The organism is Aggregicoccus sp. 17bor-14 (genome assembly GCF_009659535.1).
Classification (GTDB): Bacteria; Myxococcota; Myxococcia; order Myxococcales; family Myxococcaceae; genus Aggregicoccus.
The window spans coordinates 280,961-299,170 of the sequence record NZ_VJZZ01000002.1; the positions used below are offsets into that span (position 1 = coordinate 280,961).

At 71.9% G+C, this 18,210-nt stretch carries 15 protein-coding genes; 12 read left to right on the forward strand and 3 right to left on the reverse strand.

The genetic code is table 11. From position 1 onward, the window contains the following. Window positions 1–122 precede the first annotated feature (122 nt). The gene (locus FGE12_RS05100; RefSeq protein WP_153865117.1) at window positions 123–2,672 is read left to right on the forward strand and encodes a N,N-dimethylformamidase beta subunit family domain-containing protein; all 2,550 of its coding nucleotides are present in this window, start codon (window positions 123–125) and stop codon (window positions 2,670–2,672) included. A gap of 12 nt (window positions 2,673–2,684) precedes the next feature. Here FGE12_RS05100 and FGE12_RS05105 read toward each other — a convergent pair whose 3' ends face one another. Continuing rightward, a complete protein-coding gene (locus FGE12_RS05105; protein ID WP_194797597.1) occupies window positions 2,685–4,214 on the reverse strand; it encodes a nitrous oxide reductase family maturation protein NosD in 1,530 nt (509 codons plus the stop codon). 139 nt (window positions 4,215–4,353) lie between these two features. Further along, window positions 4,354–5,844, reverse strand: coding sequence for a putative Ig domain-containing protein (locus tag FGE12_RS05110; protein ID WP_153865119.1), 1,491 nt, complete (start codon window positions 5,842–5,844; stop codon window positions 4,354–4,356). A 180-nt stretch (window positions 5,845–6,024) separates the two neighbouring features. Between FGE12_RS05110 and FGE12_RS05115 the strand changes: the two genes are divergently transcribed. The 4 genes from FGE12_RS05115 (at window position 6,025) to FGE12_RS05130 (ending at window position 10,188) form a co-directional block, all read left to right on the forward strand. Beyond that, window positions 6,025–6,531 carry a transcriptional regulator gene (locus tag FGE12_RS05115; RefSeq protein ID WP_153865120.1) on the forward strand — a complete coding sequence of 169 codons (507 nt, stop codon included), beginning with the start codon at window positions 6,025–6,027 and terminating at the stop codon, window positions 6,529–6,531. 141 nt (window positions 6,532–6,672) lie between these two features. Next, complete coding sequence (gene grpE / locus FGE12_RS05120) at window positions 6,673–7,524, forward strand: nucleotide exchange factor GrpE (protein WP_194797598.1); 852 nt, start codon at window positions 6,673–6,675, stop codon at window positions 7,522–7,524. Window positions 7,525–7,529: 5 nt separating this feature from the next. Next, window positions 7,530–9,362: a molecular chaperone DnaK gene (gene dnaK / locus FGE12_RS05125; RefSeq protein ID WP_153865121.1), complete on the forward strand. Its 1,833-nt coding sequence runs from the start codon at window positions 7,530–7,532 to the stop codon at window positions 9,360–9,362. A gap of 19 nt (window positions 9,363–9,381) precedes the next feature. After that, the gene (locus FGE12_RS05130; protein ID WP_153865122.1) at window positions 9,382–10,188 is read left to right on the forward strand and encodes a HAMP domain-containing protein; all 807 of its coding nucleotides are present in this window, start codon (window positions 9,382–9,384) and stop codon (window positions 10,186–10,188) included. On the opposite strand, the gene FGE12_RS05135 is transcribed toward FGE12_RS05130, so the two are convergent. Further along, entirely contained in the window at window positions 10,175–11,212 is a 1,038-nt protein-coding gene (locus FGE12_RS05135; RefSeq protein WP_153865123.1) for a YsnF/AvaK domain-containing protein, read from the reverse strand. The two genes, FGE12_RS05130 and FGE12_RS05135, sit on opposite strands and share 14 nt — an antisense overlap. A gap of 230 nt (window positions 11,213–11,442) precedes the next feature. On the opposite strand from FGE12_RS05135, the gene FGE12_RS05140 reads away from it, so the two are divergent. The 7 genes from FGE12_RS05140 to FGE12_RS05170 all read left to right on the forward strand — a co-directional run bounded on the left by FGE12_RS05140 (window position 11,443) and on the right by FGE12_RS05170 (window position 18,039). After that, the gene (locus FGE12_RS05140; protein ID WP_153865124.1) at window positions 11,443–12,195 is read left to right on the forward strand and encodes a YsnF/AvaK domain-containing protein; all 753 of its coding nucleotides are present in this window, start codon (window positions 11,443–11,445) and stop codon (window positions 12,193–12,195) included. Between the two features lie 144 nt (window positions 12,196–12,339). Further along, entirely contained in the window at window positions 12,340–13,536 is a 1,197-nt protein-coding gene (locus FGE12_RS05145; protein WP_153865125.1) for an ABC transporter substrate-binding protein, read from the forward strand. Next, on the forward strand, window positions 13,536–14,456 hold the full coding sequence (locus tag FGE12_RS05150; protein ID WP_153865126.1) for a branched-chain amino acid ABC transporter permease: 921 nt from the start codon (window positions 13,536–13,538) through the stop codon (window positions 14,454–14,456). Before FGE12_RS05145 ends, FGE12_RS05150 begins: the two co-directional genes overlap by 1 nt. A gap of 15 nt (window positions 14,457–14,471) precedes the next feature. Beyond that, window positions 14,472–15,521, forward strand: coding sequence for a branched-chain amino acid ABC transporter permease (locus tag FGE12_RS05155; protein WP_153865127.1), 1,050 nt, complete (start codon window positions 14,472–14,474; stop codon window positions 15,519–15,521). Further along, window positions 15,518–16,405, forward strand: coding sequence for an ABC transporter ATP-binding protein (locus tag FGE12_RS05160; protein ID WP_194797599.1), 888 nt, complete (start codon window positions 15,518–15,520; stop codon window positions 16,403–16,405). The genes FGE12_RS05155 and FGE12_RS05160 overlap by 4 nt, the downstream gene beginning before the upstream one ends. 8 nt (window positions 16,406–16,413) lie before the next feature. Beyond that, complete coding sequence (locus FGE12_RS05165) at window positions 16,414–17,172, forward strand: ABC transporter ATP-binding protein (RefSeq protein WP_153865128.1); 759 nt, start codon at window positions 16,414–16,416, stop codon at window positions 17,170–17,172. A gap of 114 nt (window positions 17,173–17,286) precedes the next feature. Further along, entirely contained in the window at window positions 17,287–18,039 is a 753-nt protein-coding gene (locus FGE12_RS05170; RefSeq protein WP_153865129.1) for a hypothetical protein, read from the forward strand. The last annotated feature ends 171 nt before the right edge of the window (window positions 18,040–18,210 follow it).

Sequence of the window (18,210 nt, forward strand, 5' to 3'; positions counted from 1 at the left end):
GGGGGTGTCCACCCGCGGAAGCGGCGTGCGCACTGTCGAACCCGCATTGCCGCGTGTGGGTTGCCGACTGCCCGGTCCATCCACAGGGTGCGCCCCGGATGGGTGTTGGAAGGGGGCGGCAGATGCAGTGGACCCGACGCGAGCTGTGCCTGTTGCTGCTGGGCTGCGCGTGCGCACCGGAGGCGGTGACGACGGGGGGAGGCGAGGGGCCTCCGGAGACGGATCCGACCACCCCGGTCACCACGAACGACCCGCCGCCGCCCCCGCCTCCTCCGCCGCCTCCGGTGGACAGGTTCTTCCCCCTGCGCGCCTCGCCCATCGCGGCAGAGAACCGGCGCGCGGGCAGCCGCAACTGGCGCCTCACGCAGCCCTCGCGCGAGCTGGGCGCCTTCGTGGACCAGACGAGCTACCTGCCGGGCGAGGCGGTGCGCGTGCACCTGGGCGGGCCCACGGAGCAGCAGGCCACCTGGGAGCTGTGGCGCCTCGGCTACTACGGAGGGCAGGGCGGGCGCCGCGTGCTCGCCGGCGGCCCGGTGACGATGCCGGTCGCCGCCCCGCCCGAGGTGGACCTGAGCACCGGCGCGGTGAGCTGCCCCTGGCCGGAGACCTTCTTCTTCACCCTGCCGGACGAGGCCGTCACCGGCTTCTACCTGCTCAAGGTGAGCACGCCGCTGGGGCAGACCTACGCGCCGCTCGTGGTGCGCGAGCCCACGCCCGCGGCGACCACCACGGTGGTCATGGCCTTCAACACCTACCAGGCCTACAACGCCTGGGGCGGCACCAGCCTCTACGTGAACCAGCGCAAGGACTTCACGGGCCGCCACGCCTACGCCGTGTCCTTCGACCGCCCGTACGCGAGCGGCGGCGGCGCGGGGCAGGTGCTGGACCACGACCTGGGCCTCATCACCTTCGCCGAGGCGCAGGGCTACGACATCGCCTACGCGTCGGACCTGGACCTGGACCTGGACCCCGAGCTCACGCACCGGCGGCGCGCGCTCGTCATCCAGGGGCACAGCGAGTACTGGACCCTGGGCATGCGGCTCGCGTGCGATGCGGCCGTCGCGCGCGGCACGAACCTCATGAACCTGGGGGCGAACAACGCCTACTGGCGCGTGCGGCGCGAGCCCTCGAAGGACGGACGGGCGAACCGGCTGCTGGTGGGCTACCGCGACCAGGGCGCGCGCGACCCGCTGCGCAACACGACGGAGGCCTCGAAGCTGTTCCGCGAGCTCGGGCGGCCCGAGAACGCGCTGTTCGGCACCATGTTCGGCAGCTGGATCTACACGGCCGCGCCGCTGGTGGTGAAGGACCCCTCGCACTGGGCCTGGACCGGCAGCGGCGTGAAGGAGGGCACGCAGATCAACGCCGTGTTCGGCGACGAGACGGACCGCCGCTACGACAACGGCGCCACGCCCGCGGGCCTCGAGGTGCTGGGCGAGAGCACGGTGGAGTCCTACGGCGCCACGCTCGACCCGGGCGAGCTCACGCTCTTCACCGCGCCCTCCGGCGCGCAGGTGTTCTCCGCCGGCAGCATCACCTTCTCCGAGGCGCTCGCGGAGGAGGGCCCCTGTGACCGGCGCATCCAGCAGCTGATGGCCAACGTCTTCTCGCGCTTCACCGGGCAGGATGCCCTGGGCGCCGACGCCCTGAAGGCCTTCCCGCTGCCGCCGCCCCCGCGCATGGACCACCGGTCCGGCGTGCAGGTGCAGACCCTCACCCGCACGCTCACGGCGCCGGTGGCCATCGCCTTCGACCCGCAGGGCCACGCGGTGGTCGCGGACGGCAACCGCATCGTGCGCGTGAGCCCCACCGGCCAGGTGAGCTGGATTGCCGGCTCCTCCCAGGCGGGGCACAACACCTTCGACGGGGTCGTGTCCGCGACGGCCGCGCGCTTCAACCGTCCGCGCGGCCTGGCGGTGGACGCGCAGGGGCGCATCTACGTGGCGGACTCGGGCAACCACCAGATTCGCGTCATCGAGAACGGCCAGGTGTGGCGGCTCGCGGGCGGCAACTGGGAGGGCTTCGCCGACGGCGTGGGCACCCAGGCGCTCTTCACGCAGCCGCAGGGCCTCGCGCTCACCGCCGCGGGCAGCCTGCTGGTCGCGGACACGTGGAACCACCGCGTGCGCGAGGTGACGCCCGAGGGCGTGGTGAGCACCTGGGCGGGCACCGGCGAGCAGTCGGTGGTGGACGGCCCGGGCGCGAGCGCGGCGCTCTCCTATCCCCTCTGCGTCTCGCTGCTGCCCAGCGGGGATGCGGTCATCGTGGAGCCCGGCACGGGGCTGGTGCGCACGGTGAGCGCCGCGCCCGAGCACACGGTGTCGCGGCTCGCGGGCTCGCTGGGCACCGCGGGCTGGGCGGACGGCCCGGTGGAGAGCGCCCAGCTGTCCGAGCTGCAGGGCGCCATCGCCTCGGCGGGCGGCATCTTCCTGCTGGACGGCGCGAGCGCCCGGGTGCGCGAGCTGCGCGACGGGCGGGTGCGCACGCTCGCGGGCGGGAAGGTGGGCGGCTGCGTGGACGGCGAAGGCGAGAGCGCGGGCTTCGGCATGCCGCGCGCCGGGGCGCTCGCGCCGGACGGCTCGCTCTGGGTGCTCGATGCGCGCGAGCACGCGGTGCGGCGCCTCACCGGGCTCGAGCCGCCGCCTCCGCCGCCTCCGCTGCCCCTGCCCTGAGGGCGGGCGCTGCTAGCAGCCGGTCTCGACCGCGCCGATGTCCGGGCCTGCGCCGCAGTAGGCCAGGCCCAGGTTGCGGCCGTGGTCGATGGCGGCGCTGCCGGGCGTGAACTTGCCGTCGGTGGACAGCTGCAGCGGCGCCTCGACCGAGCCGGAGTCCAGGCCGCGGCTCATCCAGCTGGAGAAGGAGAGCACGCCCGCGCCGCTCAGGTTGATCTTCGCGGTGCTCGCGTAGAGGTTGTTGCCCAGCACCAGGCCCGGGGCCTGCGAGCCGATGCGCACCGTCTCCGCGCCCTGCAGGATGTTGTTGTAGACCTTGAGGTTGCTCGTCGCGCCGCCCTCGCCGCCGCCCAGCCGCAGCGCCGCGGTCACCGCGCCCACCACGGTGTTGTTGGCGACGAGCACGTCCTCGCAGTTCTCGAGGCGGATGCCGTTGCCCTCCCAGGTCGCGCTGCCCAGGTGCACGTCCTGGATGCGGTTGCGGCGCACGACGATGTGGGTGGGCACCGGGCCGTAGTGGTTGCCGCCGATCTGGATGCCCTTGCCCACGCCGGTGATGAGGTTGTCCTCGATGAGCACGTTGGACGCGGACATGTGCACCACGCCCGCCGCGTCGAAGTCGCGCATCACGTTGCCGCGGATGGTGACGTTGGAGCAGGTCTTGATGTCGAAGGCGTTCTCGAAGTTCGAGTACATCTCGTTGCCCTCGATGAGCACGGTGTCGGCCGGGGGCAGGGTGCTGTAGTCCTCGGGCCCGATGCACTGCACCGAGTCACCCGACACGTTGTGGATCTTGTTGCCGCGCACGGTGATGTTCTTGCTCGAGTACTCCACCAGCACGCCGTGGCTGTCCGTGCCGTCGATCCAGTAGTCGTAGATCTCGTTGTTCTCGATGGTGACGCCGGTCGCGTACGACACCGTGCTCACCGCGGCGCCGGCCGTGCCGTTGTGCACCTTGGAGCCCGAGAGCACGCTGCCCGTGGTGGTCGCGTCGGCGAAGACCACGCCCGCCTTGTTCTGCCCCTGCGCGTCCACCTCGAAGCCGTCGATCTGCCAGTAGGGCTTGCGCACGTTGATCATGGACCAGGCGCTGTTGCCGGGGATGATCCTGGGCATCCCCTCGCCCTGCAGCCGGATGGGAGCGGACTGCGTGCCCGCCTTCACCGTGCTCTCGATGCTGATGCGCTCCGCGTAGGTGCCCGCCTTCACCGTGATGCGCTCGCCGGGTCCCACCACGCTCAGCGCCTTGCCGATGGTGCGAAAGGGCGCCGCCGCGCTGCCCGCGCTGCTGTCGCTGCCGGTGGGGGCCACCACCCACTCGCGCGTGTACTTCACCGCGGGCGCCGGAGGAGCGGGCGGCGTCGTCGGAGAGGTAGGCGTGGTCACCGGGGTGTTGCCCGTGCCCGTGCCCGTGCCCGGCGCCGCCACCTCGCCGCCGAGCGGGTCGGGGCTCTGCGTGTCCGCGCCACCGCCCTGCTGGCAGGCGCTCAGGGCGCCCGAGGTGAGGATGAGAAGACCGAGCAGGCGGGAACGAAGGTGCATCGACAACCCCGGGTGCCTCCTGCACGGCATTGCGCAGCGAGAGGCAAAAGGTTGTAGAGCAAACGAATGTGCGTCTGATTCCGCCTAAAAAGAATTCAGGCTGGCCAGGCCGGAGGGCAGGCAGGGAAGCGAGCCCCGCTCAGGGCGCGGCCGGGAGCACGAAGCGCGAGCTGACCGGGTAGTGGTCCGAGGTGGTGGTGCTGTAGCTCGGGGTCGCGGGCTTCACGATGGTGGCCGAGCCGGCCACGTAGTCCGGCAGCAGCTCGTTGCTCGCCATCTGGTGGTCGATGGCGTCCTTGAAGCCGGTGGTGGTGCCCACGTGCGCGTCGGTGAAGGGGCGGGTGACGTAGGTGTAGTCCGCCGGCGCGTCGAGGAAGTTCTGGAAGGGCGTGGGGTAGCCGCTGGCAATGGACGTATCGAGGTCGTCGTTCCAGTCGCCGAGCACCAGCACGCGGGCGCTGCCCAGGTCGCGCTGCACGTAGGTCTGGATGAGCGCGGCCGCGTCCTTGCGCCGCTGCCAGTCCTCGCCGGCGGTGCTGCTGCTGTGCGCCTTGAGGTGCACGACGATCAGCGTGAGGTCCGTGGTCAGGGCGCTGTCCGGGTCCTTCACGCGCAGGTCCACGCGCAGCGGCGGGCGCCCGGCGAACGCGTAGTCCTCGTCGTAGTAGTCCTGCACGCGCAGCAGGCGCGCGCCCAGCAGCTGCACGCGGTCCGTGCGGAAGAGCACCGCGGGCTTCTGCTCGGTGACGGTGTAGCGCGTGCTGCCGTCCGTCACGCGCGCGTCGTTGCTCGCGAAGCCGTCGTAGCCGGGCAGCTGCGCCTTGAGGTCGTCGAAGGCGGCCGCGTCCACCACCTCCTCCAGCGCCCACACGTCCGCGTTCACCGAGAGCATCACGTCGCGCACGTTGGCCTGCTGCAGGGGCTCGTCCGAGGGGCCGTGGCCACTCGTCGAATCGCCGAACCACTCGAGGTTCCAGTTGGCCACCTTGAGCTGCGCGCCGCTGAAGGCGCTGCGCACCTCGAGCACCAGCGAGCGCGTGCCCGTGGCGCCCACCGCATCGCGCGCCTGCACCGCGAAGGTCTGGGTGCCCTCGCCCGTGGGCGTGCCGGCGAGCACGCCGTCCGCTCCGAGGGAGAGCCCCGCGGGCAGCGCGCCGCTCGCGAGCGTCCACTGCACCGGCGCCGCGCCCGCCGCCACGGCGAGCTGCACGCGGTAGGCGGTGCCCACCACCGCCGCCGGCAGGGAGGTCGTCGTCACCTGCAGCGGGGCGCGCACCTCCAGTGCGTAGGCGCGCGTGTCCTGCGCGCCGCGCGCGTCCACCACCTTCACGTCGAGCAGGAAGCCGCCCGCGCGCGTGGCCGAGCCGCTCAGGCTCCCGGTCGCCGCGTCGTAGGTGAGCCCCGGCGGCAGCCCCCCCACGGTGTAGCGCAGGGGCGCCGTGCCGCCGCTCGCCGCGAAGCTGCCGGCGTAGGCGCTGCCCACCTGCGCCTCGGGAAGCGCCAGCGCGGGCAGCGCGGGCGGCTCCACGCCCACGGGCTCCTCGTCGCGCCCCGCACAGGCGGCGAGCAGCAGCAGCAGGGGGAGCAGCAGGGCAGGGCGGGGAGGACGGCGCGGGGAGACGGCGTGCACGCGCCCCTCTCTACACCCTTTGCGCAATGGACGCGCGCGCGGGCCGTCTCCGTCATCGGAGCTCGAGTCGGCGCACAGGCCGACGCGCGCGCCCGGAATGCTTTGCGCCCCCGGGGGCCCTGCGCTCAGATGGACGCGTTCGCTCTACAGGCTTCGAACACGGAACACGGGAGGCACACGATGGCCGACAAGTGGGACAAGCAGCTCATGCAGCTGCTGCGCAGGACGGGAGAGGAGCTCAAGCGCTCGGGCGAGGAGCTGCGCGTGGAGGCCCAGCGCCTGCTCACCGAGGTGCGCGACCCGGCGAACCAGGCGAAGGTGAAGGCCGGCGTCGAGGAGCTCAAGGCCTGGGCAAAGCAGGCGGGCCGCGAGGCCACCGAGCTGCTCGAGACCACCGTGAAGAAGGTGGAGGGCGCCGTGGACAGCTTCCAGAGCCGCAGCGGCCAGGGCCAGAGTGGCAGCGCCTCCGACACCGCCGCCCGCACACCCCGTGCGCCCGAGCCCAGCCCGGCGCCTCCGGCCGCGAAGAGGGCGGCAGCGAAGGCGCCCGAGAAGACCCCGGCGAAGGCACCGGAGAAGACCATCGGGAAGAAGGCCGGCGCCCGCCCCGCGCGCACCCCGCCGGAGGGCAGCGCCAAGCCCCGCCCCAAGACCGTGGGGAAGAAGAAGCGGCCGGCCTCGCCCTGATCCAGCAGGGTCCGGAGGAGGGGGGTGTGGGATACCGCCCGACGCCCCTTTGTACACCCCCGCTGGATGCCTGCCTGGTCTGTTTTCTGCCTGTCCTTCCAAGCGGTTGGAAGATGTTGGGGCGCGTGAGATAGTCCGCCCGTGTCCGCCCCCAGCGAAAAAGGCAACTTCAGTACGGAGATCGGTCAGGACGTGATCGACGAGGCGCTGCGCAGCGTGGAGCGCCACCAACCGGCCTCCGCGTCTCCTCCCGAGTCCACCGACCCCACCGAGCCCGCAGCGTCCGACGAGGCCGGCGTCGAGCTCAGCGTGGAAGGCGCTCCGGAGCCCTCGGGAGCCCCTGCTGCAGATGCAGCCCAGTTGCAGGCGCTGCGCGCCGAGCTCGAGAGCGTGCGCGCCCAGCTCGAGCTGAGCCAGGCCAAGGGCCGCGAGATGATGGAGAAGATCAAGGACAGCCACGAGCGCGCCCTGCGCGCCGCGGCGGACCTGGACAACTTCAAGAAGCGCGCGGCCAAGGAGAAGGAGGACGTGCAGAAGTTCGGCAGCGAGAAGCTGCTCAAGGACCTGCTGCCCGTCGTGGACAACCTGGAGCGCGCGCTCGAGGCGAGCAGCCGCACGCCGGACCTCGCCAGCCTGGAGAAGGGCGTGGCGATGACCCGCAAGCTCTTCGAGGACACGCTGGGCCGCCACGGCGTGAAGGGCTTCAGCGCCAAGGGCCAGCCCTTCGACCCGCGCCTGCACGAGGCGATGCAGCAGGTGCCCACGGCAGACGTGCCCGCCGGGCACGTCGCCTTCGAGGTGCTGCGCGGCTTCACCCTCAACGACCGCCTCGTGCGTCCCGCGCTCGTCGCGGTCGCGGTGGCTCCGCCGGCTCCGGCCGCAGTGGAGGCCCAGGGGCCCGTGGCCGAAGCGCCGGCGCAGGGGTCCACGCCGGAGTCGGGCAACGGAAGTGCTGAGGGCCAGGGCAACGACAGCTCCGGGGGGAGTCGGTAAGTCACATGGGCAAGGTCATCGGAATCGATCTCGGGACGACCAACTCCTGCGTCTCCGTCATGGAGGGCGGTGAGCCGGTCGTCATCCCCAACAGCGAGGGCAGCCGCACCACGCCCTCCATGGTCGGCTTCACGGAGTCCGGCGAGCGCCTGGTCGGGCAGATCGCCAAGCGCCAGGGCATCACCAACCCGGAGAACACCGTCTTCGCGGTGAAGCGGCTCATCGGCCGCAAGTTCGACTCGCCCGAGGCCAAGAAGGCCATCGCGGTGAGCAGCTTCCGCGTCAGCCCCAGCCCCAACGGGGACGCCTGGGTCGAGGTGCGCGGCAAGGGCTACAGCCCGCCCGAGATCAGCGCCATCGTGCTGATGAAGATGAAGCAGACGGCGGAGGACTACCTGGGTGAGCCGGTCACCGAGGCGGTCATCACCGTCCCCGCCTACTTCAACGACGGCCAGCGCCAGGCCACCAAGGACGCGGGCCGCATCGCCGGCCTCAACGTGCTGCGCATCATCAACGAGCCCACGGCCGCGGCGCTCGCCTACGGCCTGGACAAGGTGAAGGACGCGGGCACCGAGCGCATCGCGGTCTACGACCTGGGCGGCGGCACCTTCGATATCTCCATCCTCGAGCTCAACGCGGGCGTGTTCGAGGTCAAGAGCACCAACGGCGACACCTTCCTGGGCGGCGAGGACTTCGACCAGCGCCTCATCGACTACCTGGCCAAGCGCTTCGCGGATGCGAACAACGGCCTGGACCTGCGCAAGGACCGCATGGCGCTGCAGCGCCTGAAGGAGGCCGCCGAGCGCGCGAAGCACGAGCTGTCCAGCGCGCCGGAGACCGAGGTCAACCTCCCCTTCATCACCGCGGACGCGAGCGGCCCCAAGCACCTCACCGAGACGCTCGAGCGCGCCACGCTCGAGGACATGGTCACCGACCTCATCGAGCGCACCATCGAGCCCTGCCGCATCGCGCTCAAGGACGCCGGGCTCACCGCGCAGCAGGTGAACCAGGTGCTGCTGGTGGGCGGCATGACCCGCATGCCGCGCGTGCAGGCGCGGGTGAAGGAGTTCTTCGGCCGCGAGCCGCACAAGGGCATCAACCCGGACGAGGTGGTCGCCGTGGGCGCCGCCATCCAGGGCGGCGTGCTCAAGGGCGAGGTGAAGGACGTGCTGCTGCTGGACGTCACGCCCCTGTCCCTGGGCGTCGAGACGGCCGGCGGCGTCTTCACCAAGATCATCGACAAGAACACCACCATCCCCTGCAAGAAGGGCCAGGTGTTCAGCACCGCGGTGGACAACCAGCCGCTGGTGAGCGTGCACGTGCTGCAGGGCGAGCGCGAGATGGCGGCGGACAACAAGACGCTCGCGCGCTTCGAGCTGGTGGGCATCCCGCCCGCGCCGCGCGGCGTGCCGCAGATCGAGGTCTCCTTCGACATCGACGCCAACGGCATCGTGCACGTGAGCGCCAAGGACCTGGGCACCGGCAAGCAGCAGGCGGTGCGCGTGGTGAGCAACTCGGGCCTCAGCGAGACCGAGATCCAGGGGATGATCGCGGACGCCCAGGCGCACCAGGGCGACGACAAGAGGAAGAAGGAGCTCGCCGAGCTGCGCAACAACGCGGACGGGCTCATCTACACCACCGAGAAGAGCCTCGAGGAGTACGCGAACCTCCTCACCGAGAAGGACCGCGAGGAGATCAAGGTGGACCTGGAGCGGCTCAAGGCCCAGCTGCCCATCGACGACGCGGTGAAGCTCAAGGAGGTGTTCCAGCGCCTCGAGGGCAGCGCCTACCGCATCGCGGACGCCATCTACGCGGACCAGCAGAAGGCGGGCGGCTAGCGACCGGGAGGGGGGCGCGGTGCAGAGCCTGCGCGCGAAGCTTGGGGCAGGGGCGGCGCTGCTCGCGCTGCTCACCGCGCTCGCCTGCGCGCAGCTGCTCGCCACCCGCCGCGCCGTGCTGCAGGTGCCCGCCGAGCAGCTGCGCAGCGCGCAGGTGCTCGAGGCGCTGCTCACCGTGAGCACCCAGGGCAGCACCTACGTCGCCCGCGTGGGCGAGGCGCTCACCACGGACGTGCCGGACCTGGACGCCGTGCGCGAGGCGCGCGCCGCGCTCGCCGCCGCGCTCGCCCGGCTCGAGCAGGTGGCGAGCCCCGCGGACCGGCCGAGCTACCGGCCCCTGCGCGAGGCCTTCGAGGCGCTGGATGGCCAGGCGCGCGGGGCGCTCTTGCCCGGGCAGATGCGCCACCGCGCCGCGCTCGACGGAGAGCTCGCGCTGGTGGAGGCGACGTACGAGCAGGACTGGACCCCGGCGCTCGCCGTGGCGGTGGGGGCGGCGCGCGCGGACGCCGCGCGCGTGCAGGCGAGCACGGCCGCCCGCGCCTCCGGGCTGCTGCGGCTGGTGCTGCTGCTGCCCGCGGGCCTGGTGCTCGCACTGCTGCTGCTGTGGGGCTGGGCGCTGCGGCCCCACCTGCGCGCGCTGCAGCGGCTCGGCGAGGAGGCGCAGCGGCTCGCGCGGGGCGAGGGCGGCGTGCGCGTGCCCGTGCAGCGCGCGGACGAGCTGGGCGTGCTCGGCTCCGCGCTCAACCGGCTGGCGTGGCAGCGCGAGGGGACGGCTCCCCCTCTCCCGGAGGACGAGGGGGAGCGCGGGGGCACTAGTAGCGCTTGAGCGGGTCGTCGTCCGGGGCGCGGAAGCCCGAGCGGGTGCGGTCCGCGTCCTCCACGTCCCCTTCGGTGCGCACGTCCACCTGCTCGCGCCGCACCGTCTCCGCCACGCGCCGCTCCTCCTCGATGGCGTCCTTGTGGACGACCACCTCCTCCTTGATGAGGGCGCGCTTCTCCACCTCCACCTGCTCCTCGCGCAGCGGCACCACGATGGTCTCGTCCTTGAAGGACGCACTCATCGCCGGGCGGCCCGGCTCCACGTTGCGCCGCTCCACGCGCACGCGCTCCTTGCGCACCGGGACGCTCACCTCCTGCTCCTCGCTCACCACCTCCTTCGTGATGCGCACCTGGCCCGCCTCGCGCTCGCGCTTCACCACGTCCAGCTCCTCGCGCGCCACGGGCACTGCGATTTCACGGTCGTTGTCGCCAACCGTGCGCTGCGTGCCGGAGCGCGCCGCCTCGCGCTCGAAGCCGCGGCCCTCGCCCGTGCCCACGCCGAAGCCCGCGCCGGCGCCCAGCGTGTCGGAGCGGCGCTCATCGACGCGGCCGGTGTCCAGCGAGTCGCGGCCGAGGTCCGTGCCGATGCTGCCTGCGCTCGCGGTCATGCCGGTGGCGCCCAGGGCCATGCCCGGCAGAGGGGTCGCCTCGCGCGCGGTGTCGCGGGAGTCCCAGGCCCCGGTCGTCGCGGCGGTAGAGGCCGACACGCCGGTGTCGCCGATGCCCACCGCGCCCGGGCCCACGCCCGCCCCGCCGCCGGTGCCCGCGAGGTAGCCCGCGTCGCCCGCGCCCGGGCGCGCCTCCTTCTGCTCGAGGCTCAGCGCGCGCAGGCTGTCGCGCCCGTGGGCGAGCACCAGCTCGCCGTCGCGCACGCCTGCCACCTCGCTCAGCTGCACCCGGTAGTCCTTCGGGAAGAACAGCCCCTTCTCGATGTGGAAGGAGTCCTCGCCCACGGAGAAGACGCGGCCCAGCTTCTCGCCGTCCTGGCTGCGCACGACCATGCCTTCCTTCACCTGCGAACGCTCGAACATCGCGGCTCTCCTTCTCGGGGGGAAATGTCCTGGAGCCCTGGTAGGCCTGGGTCCCTGAAGGTGCGCAGCGGGGGCCCCTCCGGGAAACCTCCGGGGCAGGCGAGCGCCGGTCCTCCGCTCGCTCCAGGGACGAGCGGGGGGAGGCCTGCTGGCGCAAGGCGGGCGTCCCTTCCTCCGCCAGCCCGCAGGTCCAACCCTTTGGGGCAGGGACACGTGCGCCAGGAGGGCGGATGGAGCGGGATATCCAGGAGGGAATGGTCGTTCGCAGCGAGAGCGGTGAGAAGCTCGGCACCGTCACGCGCTGCGGAGACAGGGACTTCGTCGTGGAGAAGGGGCTGCTCTTCACCCGCGACTTCCTCGTCCGCTACGACGAGGTGACGGAGATCCGCGACCGCGAGGTGCTGCTCAGCCGCGCGGCGAGCGAGGCGGTGCAGCGCCAGCGCGAGCAGCGGGCCGGGGCCACCGGAGGGCAGCGGACGGCGGGCCCGCGCGAGGACGTGGTGCCCCTGGGCACCTTCGGAAAGCCCCAGGACATCATCGTGGAGCTCGCCGCCGAGGAGGCCCTCCCGCGCACCGTCGTGCGCCCCTCGGGCAGCCTGCGCATCCACAAGGTGGTCCGCACCGAGATGAAGGAGTTCCGCATCCCGGTGCGCCGCGAGGAGCTGCACATCGAGAGGGTGGCGGTGGACCGGGCCGCCGATGAGCGCAGCGCGGCGGCCGCCCCCGGGGCGCGCGCGGAGTCCGCGGCCTCGCTGCAGGGCCTGCGCGACGGGACCGTCTTCGAGGAGGCCACGGTGGTCATCCCCCTGCACGAGGAGCGGGTGGAGTTCACCAAGACGGCGCACGTCTGGCAGGAGGTGCACGTGCACAAGGCCGCCGCGGAGGAGCTCACCCAGGTGCGCACCGAGCTGCGCCGCGAGGTGGCCGAGGTGAGCGAGAGCGGCCAGGTCAGCCACGACGGGCCCCTCGATGGATTGCACTGAAGGGCTGCACTGAGAGTGGGGGCCCGCACGCCGCGCTGCGGCAAGGCTGTCGGGAAGAAGCGCTGCGGCCGGCGGTTGCGCGCTTGACCCACCTGCGCTTTCCCTCTTAGAAGACGCGGGCTTTACCACTCGGAGGAAGCCCGCATGCGCCGCCCCGTTCCGTTGGTCCTCGCCGCCCTCCTGCTGGGCGCCCTGGCCTGTGAGAAGAAGGCGCAGGCGCCCTCGGCTCCCAACCCCGGCGCCTCCGGTGCCCCGAGCGCCGCGGGCGGCGCGCCCGCTCCGGCCGGCACCCTGCTGCTGGGCGTGGCCACCGCCCTCACCGGCGGCCAGGCCACCTTCGGCATCTCCACGCGCAACGGCATCGAGCTCGCGATCGCCGAGGCCAACGAGGCGGGCGGCGTGAAGGGCCAGAAGCTCGCCACGCGCGTCTACGACACGCAGGGCAAGCCCGAGGAGGCGGCCAGCGCCGTCACCCGGCTCATCAACCAGGACCACGTGGCGCTCATCCTGGGGGACGTGGCCAGCAGCAACTCGCTCGCCATGGCGGAGAAGGCCCAGGCGGCGAAGGTGCCGATGATCACCCCGTCCAGCACCAACCCGGACGTGACGAAGAAGGGCGACTACATCTTCCGCGTCTGCTTCATCGACCCCTTCCAGGGCTTCGTGATGGCGAAGTTCGCGCGCGAGAACCTGAAGCTCTCCAAGGTCGCCGTGCTCAAGGACAACCGCAGCGCCTACAGCGAGGGGCTCGCGGACGTGTTCGTGCGCAAGTTCACCGAGATGGGCGGCAAGGTGGTGGCCACCGAGAGCTACAGCCAGGGCGACACCGACTACCGCGCGCAGCTCACCGCCATCAAGAAGCAGAAGCCGGACGCCATCTACGTGCCCGGCTACTACAGCGAGGTGGGCATCATCGCGCGCCAGGCGCGCGAGCTCGGCCTCAACGTGCCGCTGATGGGCGGCGACGGCTGGGACAGCGAGAAGCTCTTCGAGCTGGGCGGCAGCGCGGTGGAGGGCAGCTACTTCTCCAACCACTACTCGAGCCAGGACCCGAACGAGCGCGTGCAGAAGTTCGTGCAGGCCTACAAGGCCAAGTACGGCGGCGTGCCGGACGCGCTCGCGGCGCTCGCGTACGACGCGGCCCGCGTGGCGGTGGACGCGATCAAGCGCGCCCCGGACACGAAGCCCGCGAGCCTGCGTGACGCCATCGGGCAGACGAAGGACTTCGCGGGCGTGGCGGGCACCATCACGCTGGACGAGAACCGCAATCCGGTGAAGAGCGCCGCCGTGCTCAAGGTCGGCGATGGCACCTACGAGTTCGTCACCACCGTGGCTCCCTGATGTCCCAGCTCCTGCAGCACCTGATCAACGGCCTGGCCGCCGGCACCATCTACGCGCTCGTCGCGCTCGGCTACACGATGGTGTACGGCGTGCTGAAGCTCATCAACTTCGCCCACGGCGACGTGATGATGGTGGGCGTCTACTTCGGCTACTCCACCGCCTTCATGCTGGGCAGGGCCGCGCGCCAGAGCCTGTGGGGCGTGGCGCTGGTGTTCCTCGCCGCCATGGTGGGCTGCGCGCTGCTCGGCTTCCTCATCGAGCGCTTCGCGTACCGGCCCCTGCGCGAGAAGCCGCGGCTCACGGCGCTGATCACGGCGATCGGCATCTCGTTCACGCTGAGCTACGGCTTCCAGCTGGACCTGGGGCCGCTGCCGGGCGCCAGCCCCCGCGCCTTCCCGCAGATCATCAAGCCCAACGAGTGGTTCATCATAGGTGACCGGGACGTGGTCATCTGGAACTGGCAGGTGCTGAGCCTCGCCATCGCGGTGGGGCTGATGCTGCTCCTGCAGTTCCTGGTGTTCCGCACCCGCTTCGGGCGGGCGATGCGCGCGGTGTCCTTCGACCACCGCACCGCGGCGCTGATGGGCATCCCCACCGACCGCATCATCGCGCTCACCTTCATGCTCAGCAGCGCGCTGGCGGCCGGGGCGGGCCTGCTCTACGCCATCAAGGACACCAGCGTCTCTCCGCTCATGGGCCTGTACGTGGGGCTCAAGGCCTTCGTGGCGGCGGTCATCGGGGGCATCGGCAACGTGCCGGGCGCCGTGGTGGGCGCGCTGCTCTTGGGCCTGGTGGAGGAGTTCGTGGTGGGCTACGCGGCGAGCACCTGGCGCGACGCGGTGGCCTTCGGCTTCCTCATCCTCGTCCTGCTCGTGAAGCCGGGTGGCCTCTTCGGCCGCGTGGCGGCGGAGAAGGTCTAAGCGGTGGTGCGCTCCATGGACGACGGTTCCCGCATCCCCGCCTCGCTCCGGGGCCTGTTCCCCTTCCTCATCGCGCTGCCGGTGCTCGCGCTGCTCGAGTGGCTGAGCGGCGACGCCCCCTTCGCCACGTACCTGTTCTCCATCGTGGGGGTGAACGTCATCCTCGCGGTGAGCCTGAACATCGTGAACGGGATGACGGGGCAGTTCTCCATCGGCCACGCGGGCTTCATGGCGGTGGGCGCGTACGTGGCGGGCGTGACCAGCCTCGCGCTCAAGGAGCAGGCGCTCAGCTTCCTGCCGGTGGCGGCGAGCGACCAGGTGTTCTTCGTGGTGGCGCTGCTGGTGGGCGGCATCGCGGCGGCCCTCTGCGGCTTCCTGGTGGGCCTGCCCAGCCTGCGCCTGCGCGGCGACTACCTGGCCATCGTGACGCTGGGCTTCGGCGAGATCATCCGCGTGATCGTGCAGAACACGGAGGCCTTCGGGCGCGCGCTGGGCCTCAGCGGCATCCCGCAGAGCAGCAGCGTGTTCATGGTGGGCTTCTGGGTGTTCCTGGTGGTGCTGGTGGCGCGCCGCATCGCGGGCAGCAGCCACGGGCGCAGCCTGTGGGCCATCCGCGAGGACGAGGTGGCGGCCGAGGCGATGGGCGTGAACACCACCGCGTACAAGGTCCGCGCCTTCGTCATCTCGTCCTTCTTCGCCGGGGTGGCGGGCGGCCTGTTCGCGCACTTCGTGCCCATCATCAACCCGGGCTCCTTCACCTTCGTGAAGAGCATGGAGATCGTGGTGATGATCGTGGCCGGCGGCCTCGGCTCCACCACGGGCGCCATCGTGGCGGCGGTGTTCCTCACGCTCTTGCCGGAGGCGCTGCGCTCGGGCTTCACCATGATGGGCGCCGAGGGCAGCCTCGCGCAGAAGGTGGACCAGATCCGCATGCCCATCTACGGCCTGCTGCTGGTGGTGCTGATGCTGGTGCGGCCGCAGGGCCTGTTCGGCACGCGCGAGATCTGGGACGTGCTGCCGCGCTGGCTGCCGCGGCGCCGCGGCGCGAAGGGGGTGCCCCAGTGAGAGAGGCGACCAACGCCGCCGGCCCCGCGCTGCTGGAGGCGGACCAGGCGAGCATCCAGTTCGGCGGCCTCAAGGCGCTGAGCAACTTCAGCCTCGCGGTGCGCTCCGGAGACCTGCAGGGGCTCATCGGGCCCAACGGCGCGGGCAAGACCACCGCCTTCAACGTGCTCACCGGCGTGTACCGGCCCACCAGCGGGGAAGTGCGGGTGGTGGGGCAGCGGGTGAACGGGCGGCAGCCGCACCAGATCAACCACCTGGGGCTCGCGCGCACCTTCCAGAACATCCGGCTCTTCAAGAGCCTCTCCGCGCTGGACAACGTGAAGGTGGCCTGCCGCTCGGACGTGGCGAGCGGCGCGGTGCACGGGGACCTGAGCATGAAGGCGCGCATGGGCGCGGCCCTCACCAACTACCGCGACTGGTGGCGCGCCATGCTGCTCACGCCCGGCTTCCAGGCGGAGGAGCGGCGCATCACCGAGCGCGCCGAGCGGCTGCTCGAGGTGATGGGGCTCGCGCACCGGCGCGACGAGGAGGCGAAGAACCTGCCCTACGGCGAGCAGCGGCGCCTGGAGATCGCGCGCGCGCTGGGCACCGGGCCCAAGGTGCTGCTCCTGGACGAGCCTGCGGCCGGCATGAACACGCGCGAGAAGGCGGACCTGATGGTCCTCATCCGCAAGCTGCGCGACGACTTCAAGCTCGGCATCCTGGTCATCGAGCACGACATGAAGCTGGTGATGGGCATCTGCGAGCACATCACGGTGCTCGACCACGGGGAGATCATCGCCCGCGGCGCGCCGCAGGCGGTGCGCAGCGACCGCAAGGTCATCGAGGCCTACCTGGGCGACAACTACCTGGAGACGCACGGCGGCACGGGGGCGGCACCGTGAGCGCGTCCATGAGCCCGGAAGGCGGCACGAAGACGCTGGGTGAGCGCAAGGCCTTCCCGGACCTGCTCGCCGTGGAGGACCTGCGCGTCTCCTACGGCGCCATCACGGCGCTGCGCGGCGTGAGCCTCACCCTGGGCAAGGGCGAGGTGGTGGCGCTCATCGGGGCGAACGGCGCGGGCAAGACCAGCACCCTGCGCGCGGTGAGCGGCATGCTCAAGCCCGCGGGCGGGCGCATCCGCTTCGCCGGCGAGGACACCACCGGCATGAAGGCGCACCAGCTGGTGCCCCGCGGCATGGCGCACGCGCCCGAGGGCCGCGGCATCTTCCCCAACCTCACCGTGCAGGAGAACCTGGAGCTCGGCGCCTACCTGCGCCGCGACACCCAGGCCATCTCGGAAGACCTGGAGAAGAACTTCAGCCTCTTCCCCGTGCTGCGCGAGCGGCGCCGGCAGCTGGCCGGCACGCTCTCGGGCGGCGAGCAGCAGATGCTCGCCATCGCGCGCGCACTGCTCAGCCGCCCGCAGCTGCTGCTGCTGGACGAGCCTTCGCTCGGCCTCGCCCCTCAGGTGACGGAGAAGATCTTCGGCACCCTGCGGGACGTGAACGCCACCGGGGTGAGCATCCTGCTCGTGGAGCAGAACGCGCACCTGGCGCTCAACCTCGCCCACTACGCCTACGTGCTGGAGACGGGCGAGGTGGCGATGGCGGGCGCGGGCCGCGCGCTGCTGGAGAGCCCCGAGGTGCGCCGGGCGTACCTCGGAGAATAGGGACTTCCGCCAGTCGTCAGACGGAAGCATTCTGTGTCGCGAAAGTGGCCACCCTTGCCCCGTTTCGTCTAGGGTGGCCCACTGGTTCCACTTCTACCCAGGGAAGCGCGCCCCATGATCCAGAAGTTCCGCCTCCTCGCAGCCATCACCGTCCTCGGCGTCGTCGCCGCCTGTGCCACGAAGCCCAAGGGCCAGGCGTCCTCCACCATCGAGGAGATCCCGAACGAGCCCGGCGCCAACGGTGCCCCGGCCGAGGGCGCCGCGCCTCCTGCCGGCACCCAGCTGGTGGAGCTCGCGGCACCCGAGGGCTTCAAGGTGCAGATGCCCGCCAACCCCCAGGTGAACCACAACAAGACGCCCACCGCCGCGGGTGAGGTCACCGTGGGCAGCTGGTCCACCCAGACCGACGGCGTCGTCTACTCGGTGAGCACCGCGGACTACCCCGAGTCGGTCATCGCCTCCATCTCGCCCGCCGCCTTCCTCAACGGCGTGCGCGACGGCGTGGTGAAGCAGCTCAAGGGCGGCACCCTCAAGAGCGAGGAGGAGGTCACGCTCGACGGCTACCCCGGCAAGTCCTTCGTCGCCGAGAGCAACCAGGGCGAGGCCAAGGTGCGCACCTACCTCGTCGGCCCGCGCCTCTACACGCTGGTGACCGTGTACAACCCCAGCGTCGGCGCGCCCCAGGCGGACACCTTCCTCGGCTCGCTGCAGCTGGTGAACCCGCCCCCGGCCATCCCCTTCCGCGGCAAGGGCGCCGCGGGCGCGGACGCCGGCACGGCGGACGGCGCCGCGATGGACGCGGACGCGGGCACCGCCGCTCCGGACGCGGGCACCCCCGCGCCGGCGCCCAAGAAGCGCCGCCACTAGGCTCCGCGCCTCCTCGAGGCTGCTCCCGGGCCTCCTCTCCGCACGCGGAGGGGAGGCCCGTTGCGTTTCCGCCCCCGCCCCGGCCCCTGGCCCGCAGAGCAGCCAGGGAGGCGAGGGCCGGGGCTCCGCGAGCCCACCCGCCCAGGGCGCGCCTTAGCTTCCCCGTAGGCG

What these genes read in the sequence shown, in the direction of transcription:
- FGE12_RS05100 (WP_153865117.1), top strand. Translation starts at nt 123, where the DNA reads ATGCAGTGGACCCGACGCGAGCTGTGCCTGTTGCTGCTGGGCTGCGCG.
- FGE12_RS05105 (WP_194797597.1), bottom strand. Translation starts at nt 4,214, where the DNA reads ATGCACCTTCGTTCCCGCCTGCTCGGTCTTCTCATCCTCACCTCGGGC.
- FGE12_RS05115 (WP_153865120.1), top strand. Translation starts at nt 6,025, where the DNA reads ATGGCCGACAAGTGGGACAAGCAGCTCATGCAGCTGCTGCGCAGGACG.
- dnaK (WP_153865121.1), top strand. Translation starts at nt 7,530, where the DNA reads ATGGGCAAGGTCATCGGAATCGATCTCGGGACGACCAACTCCTGCGTC.
- FGE12_RS05135 (WP_153865123.1), bottom strand. Translation starts at nt 11,212, where the DNA reads ATGTTCGAGCGTTCGCAGGTGAAGGAAGGCATGGTCGTGCGCAGCCAG.
- FGE12_RS05140 (WP_153865124.1), top strand. Translation starts at nt 11,443, where the DNA reads ATGGAGCGGGATATCCAGGAGGGAATGGTCGTTCGCAGCGAGAGCGGT.
- FGE12_RS05145 (WP_153865125.1), top strand. Translation starts at nt 12,340, where the DNA reads ATGCGCCGCCCCGTTCCGTTGGTCCTCGCCGCCCTCCTGCTGGGCGCC.
- FGE12_RS05150 (WP_153865126.1), top strand. Translation starts at nt 13,536, where the DNA reads ATGTCCCAGCTCCTGCAGCACCTGATCAACGGCCTGGCCGCCGGCACC.
- FGE12_RS05155 (WP_153865127.1), top strand. Translation starts at nt 14,472, where the DNA reads ATGGACGACGGTTCCCGCATCCCCGCCTCGCTCCGGGGCCTGTTCCCC.
- FGE12_RS05165 (WP_153865128.1), top strand. Translation starts at nt 16,414, where the DNA reads ATGAGCCCGGAAGGCGGCACGAAGACGCTGGGTGAGCGCAAGGCCTTC.
- FGE12_RS05170 (WP_153865129.1), top strand. Translation starts at nt 17,287, where the DNA reads ATGATCCAGAAGTTCCGCCTCCTCGCAGCCATCACCGTCCTCGGCGTC.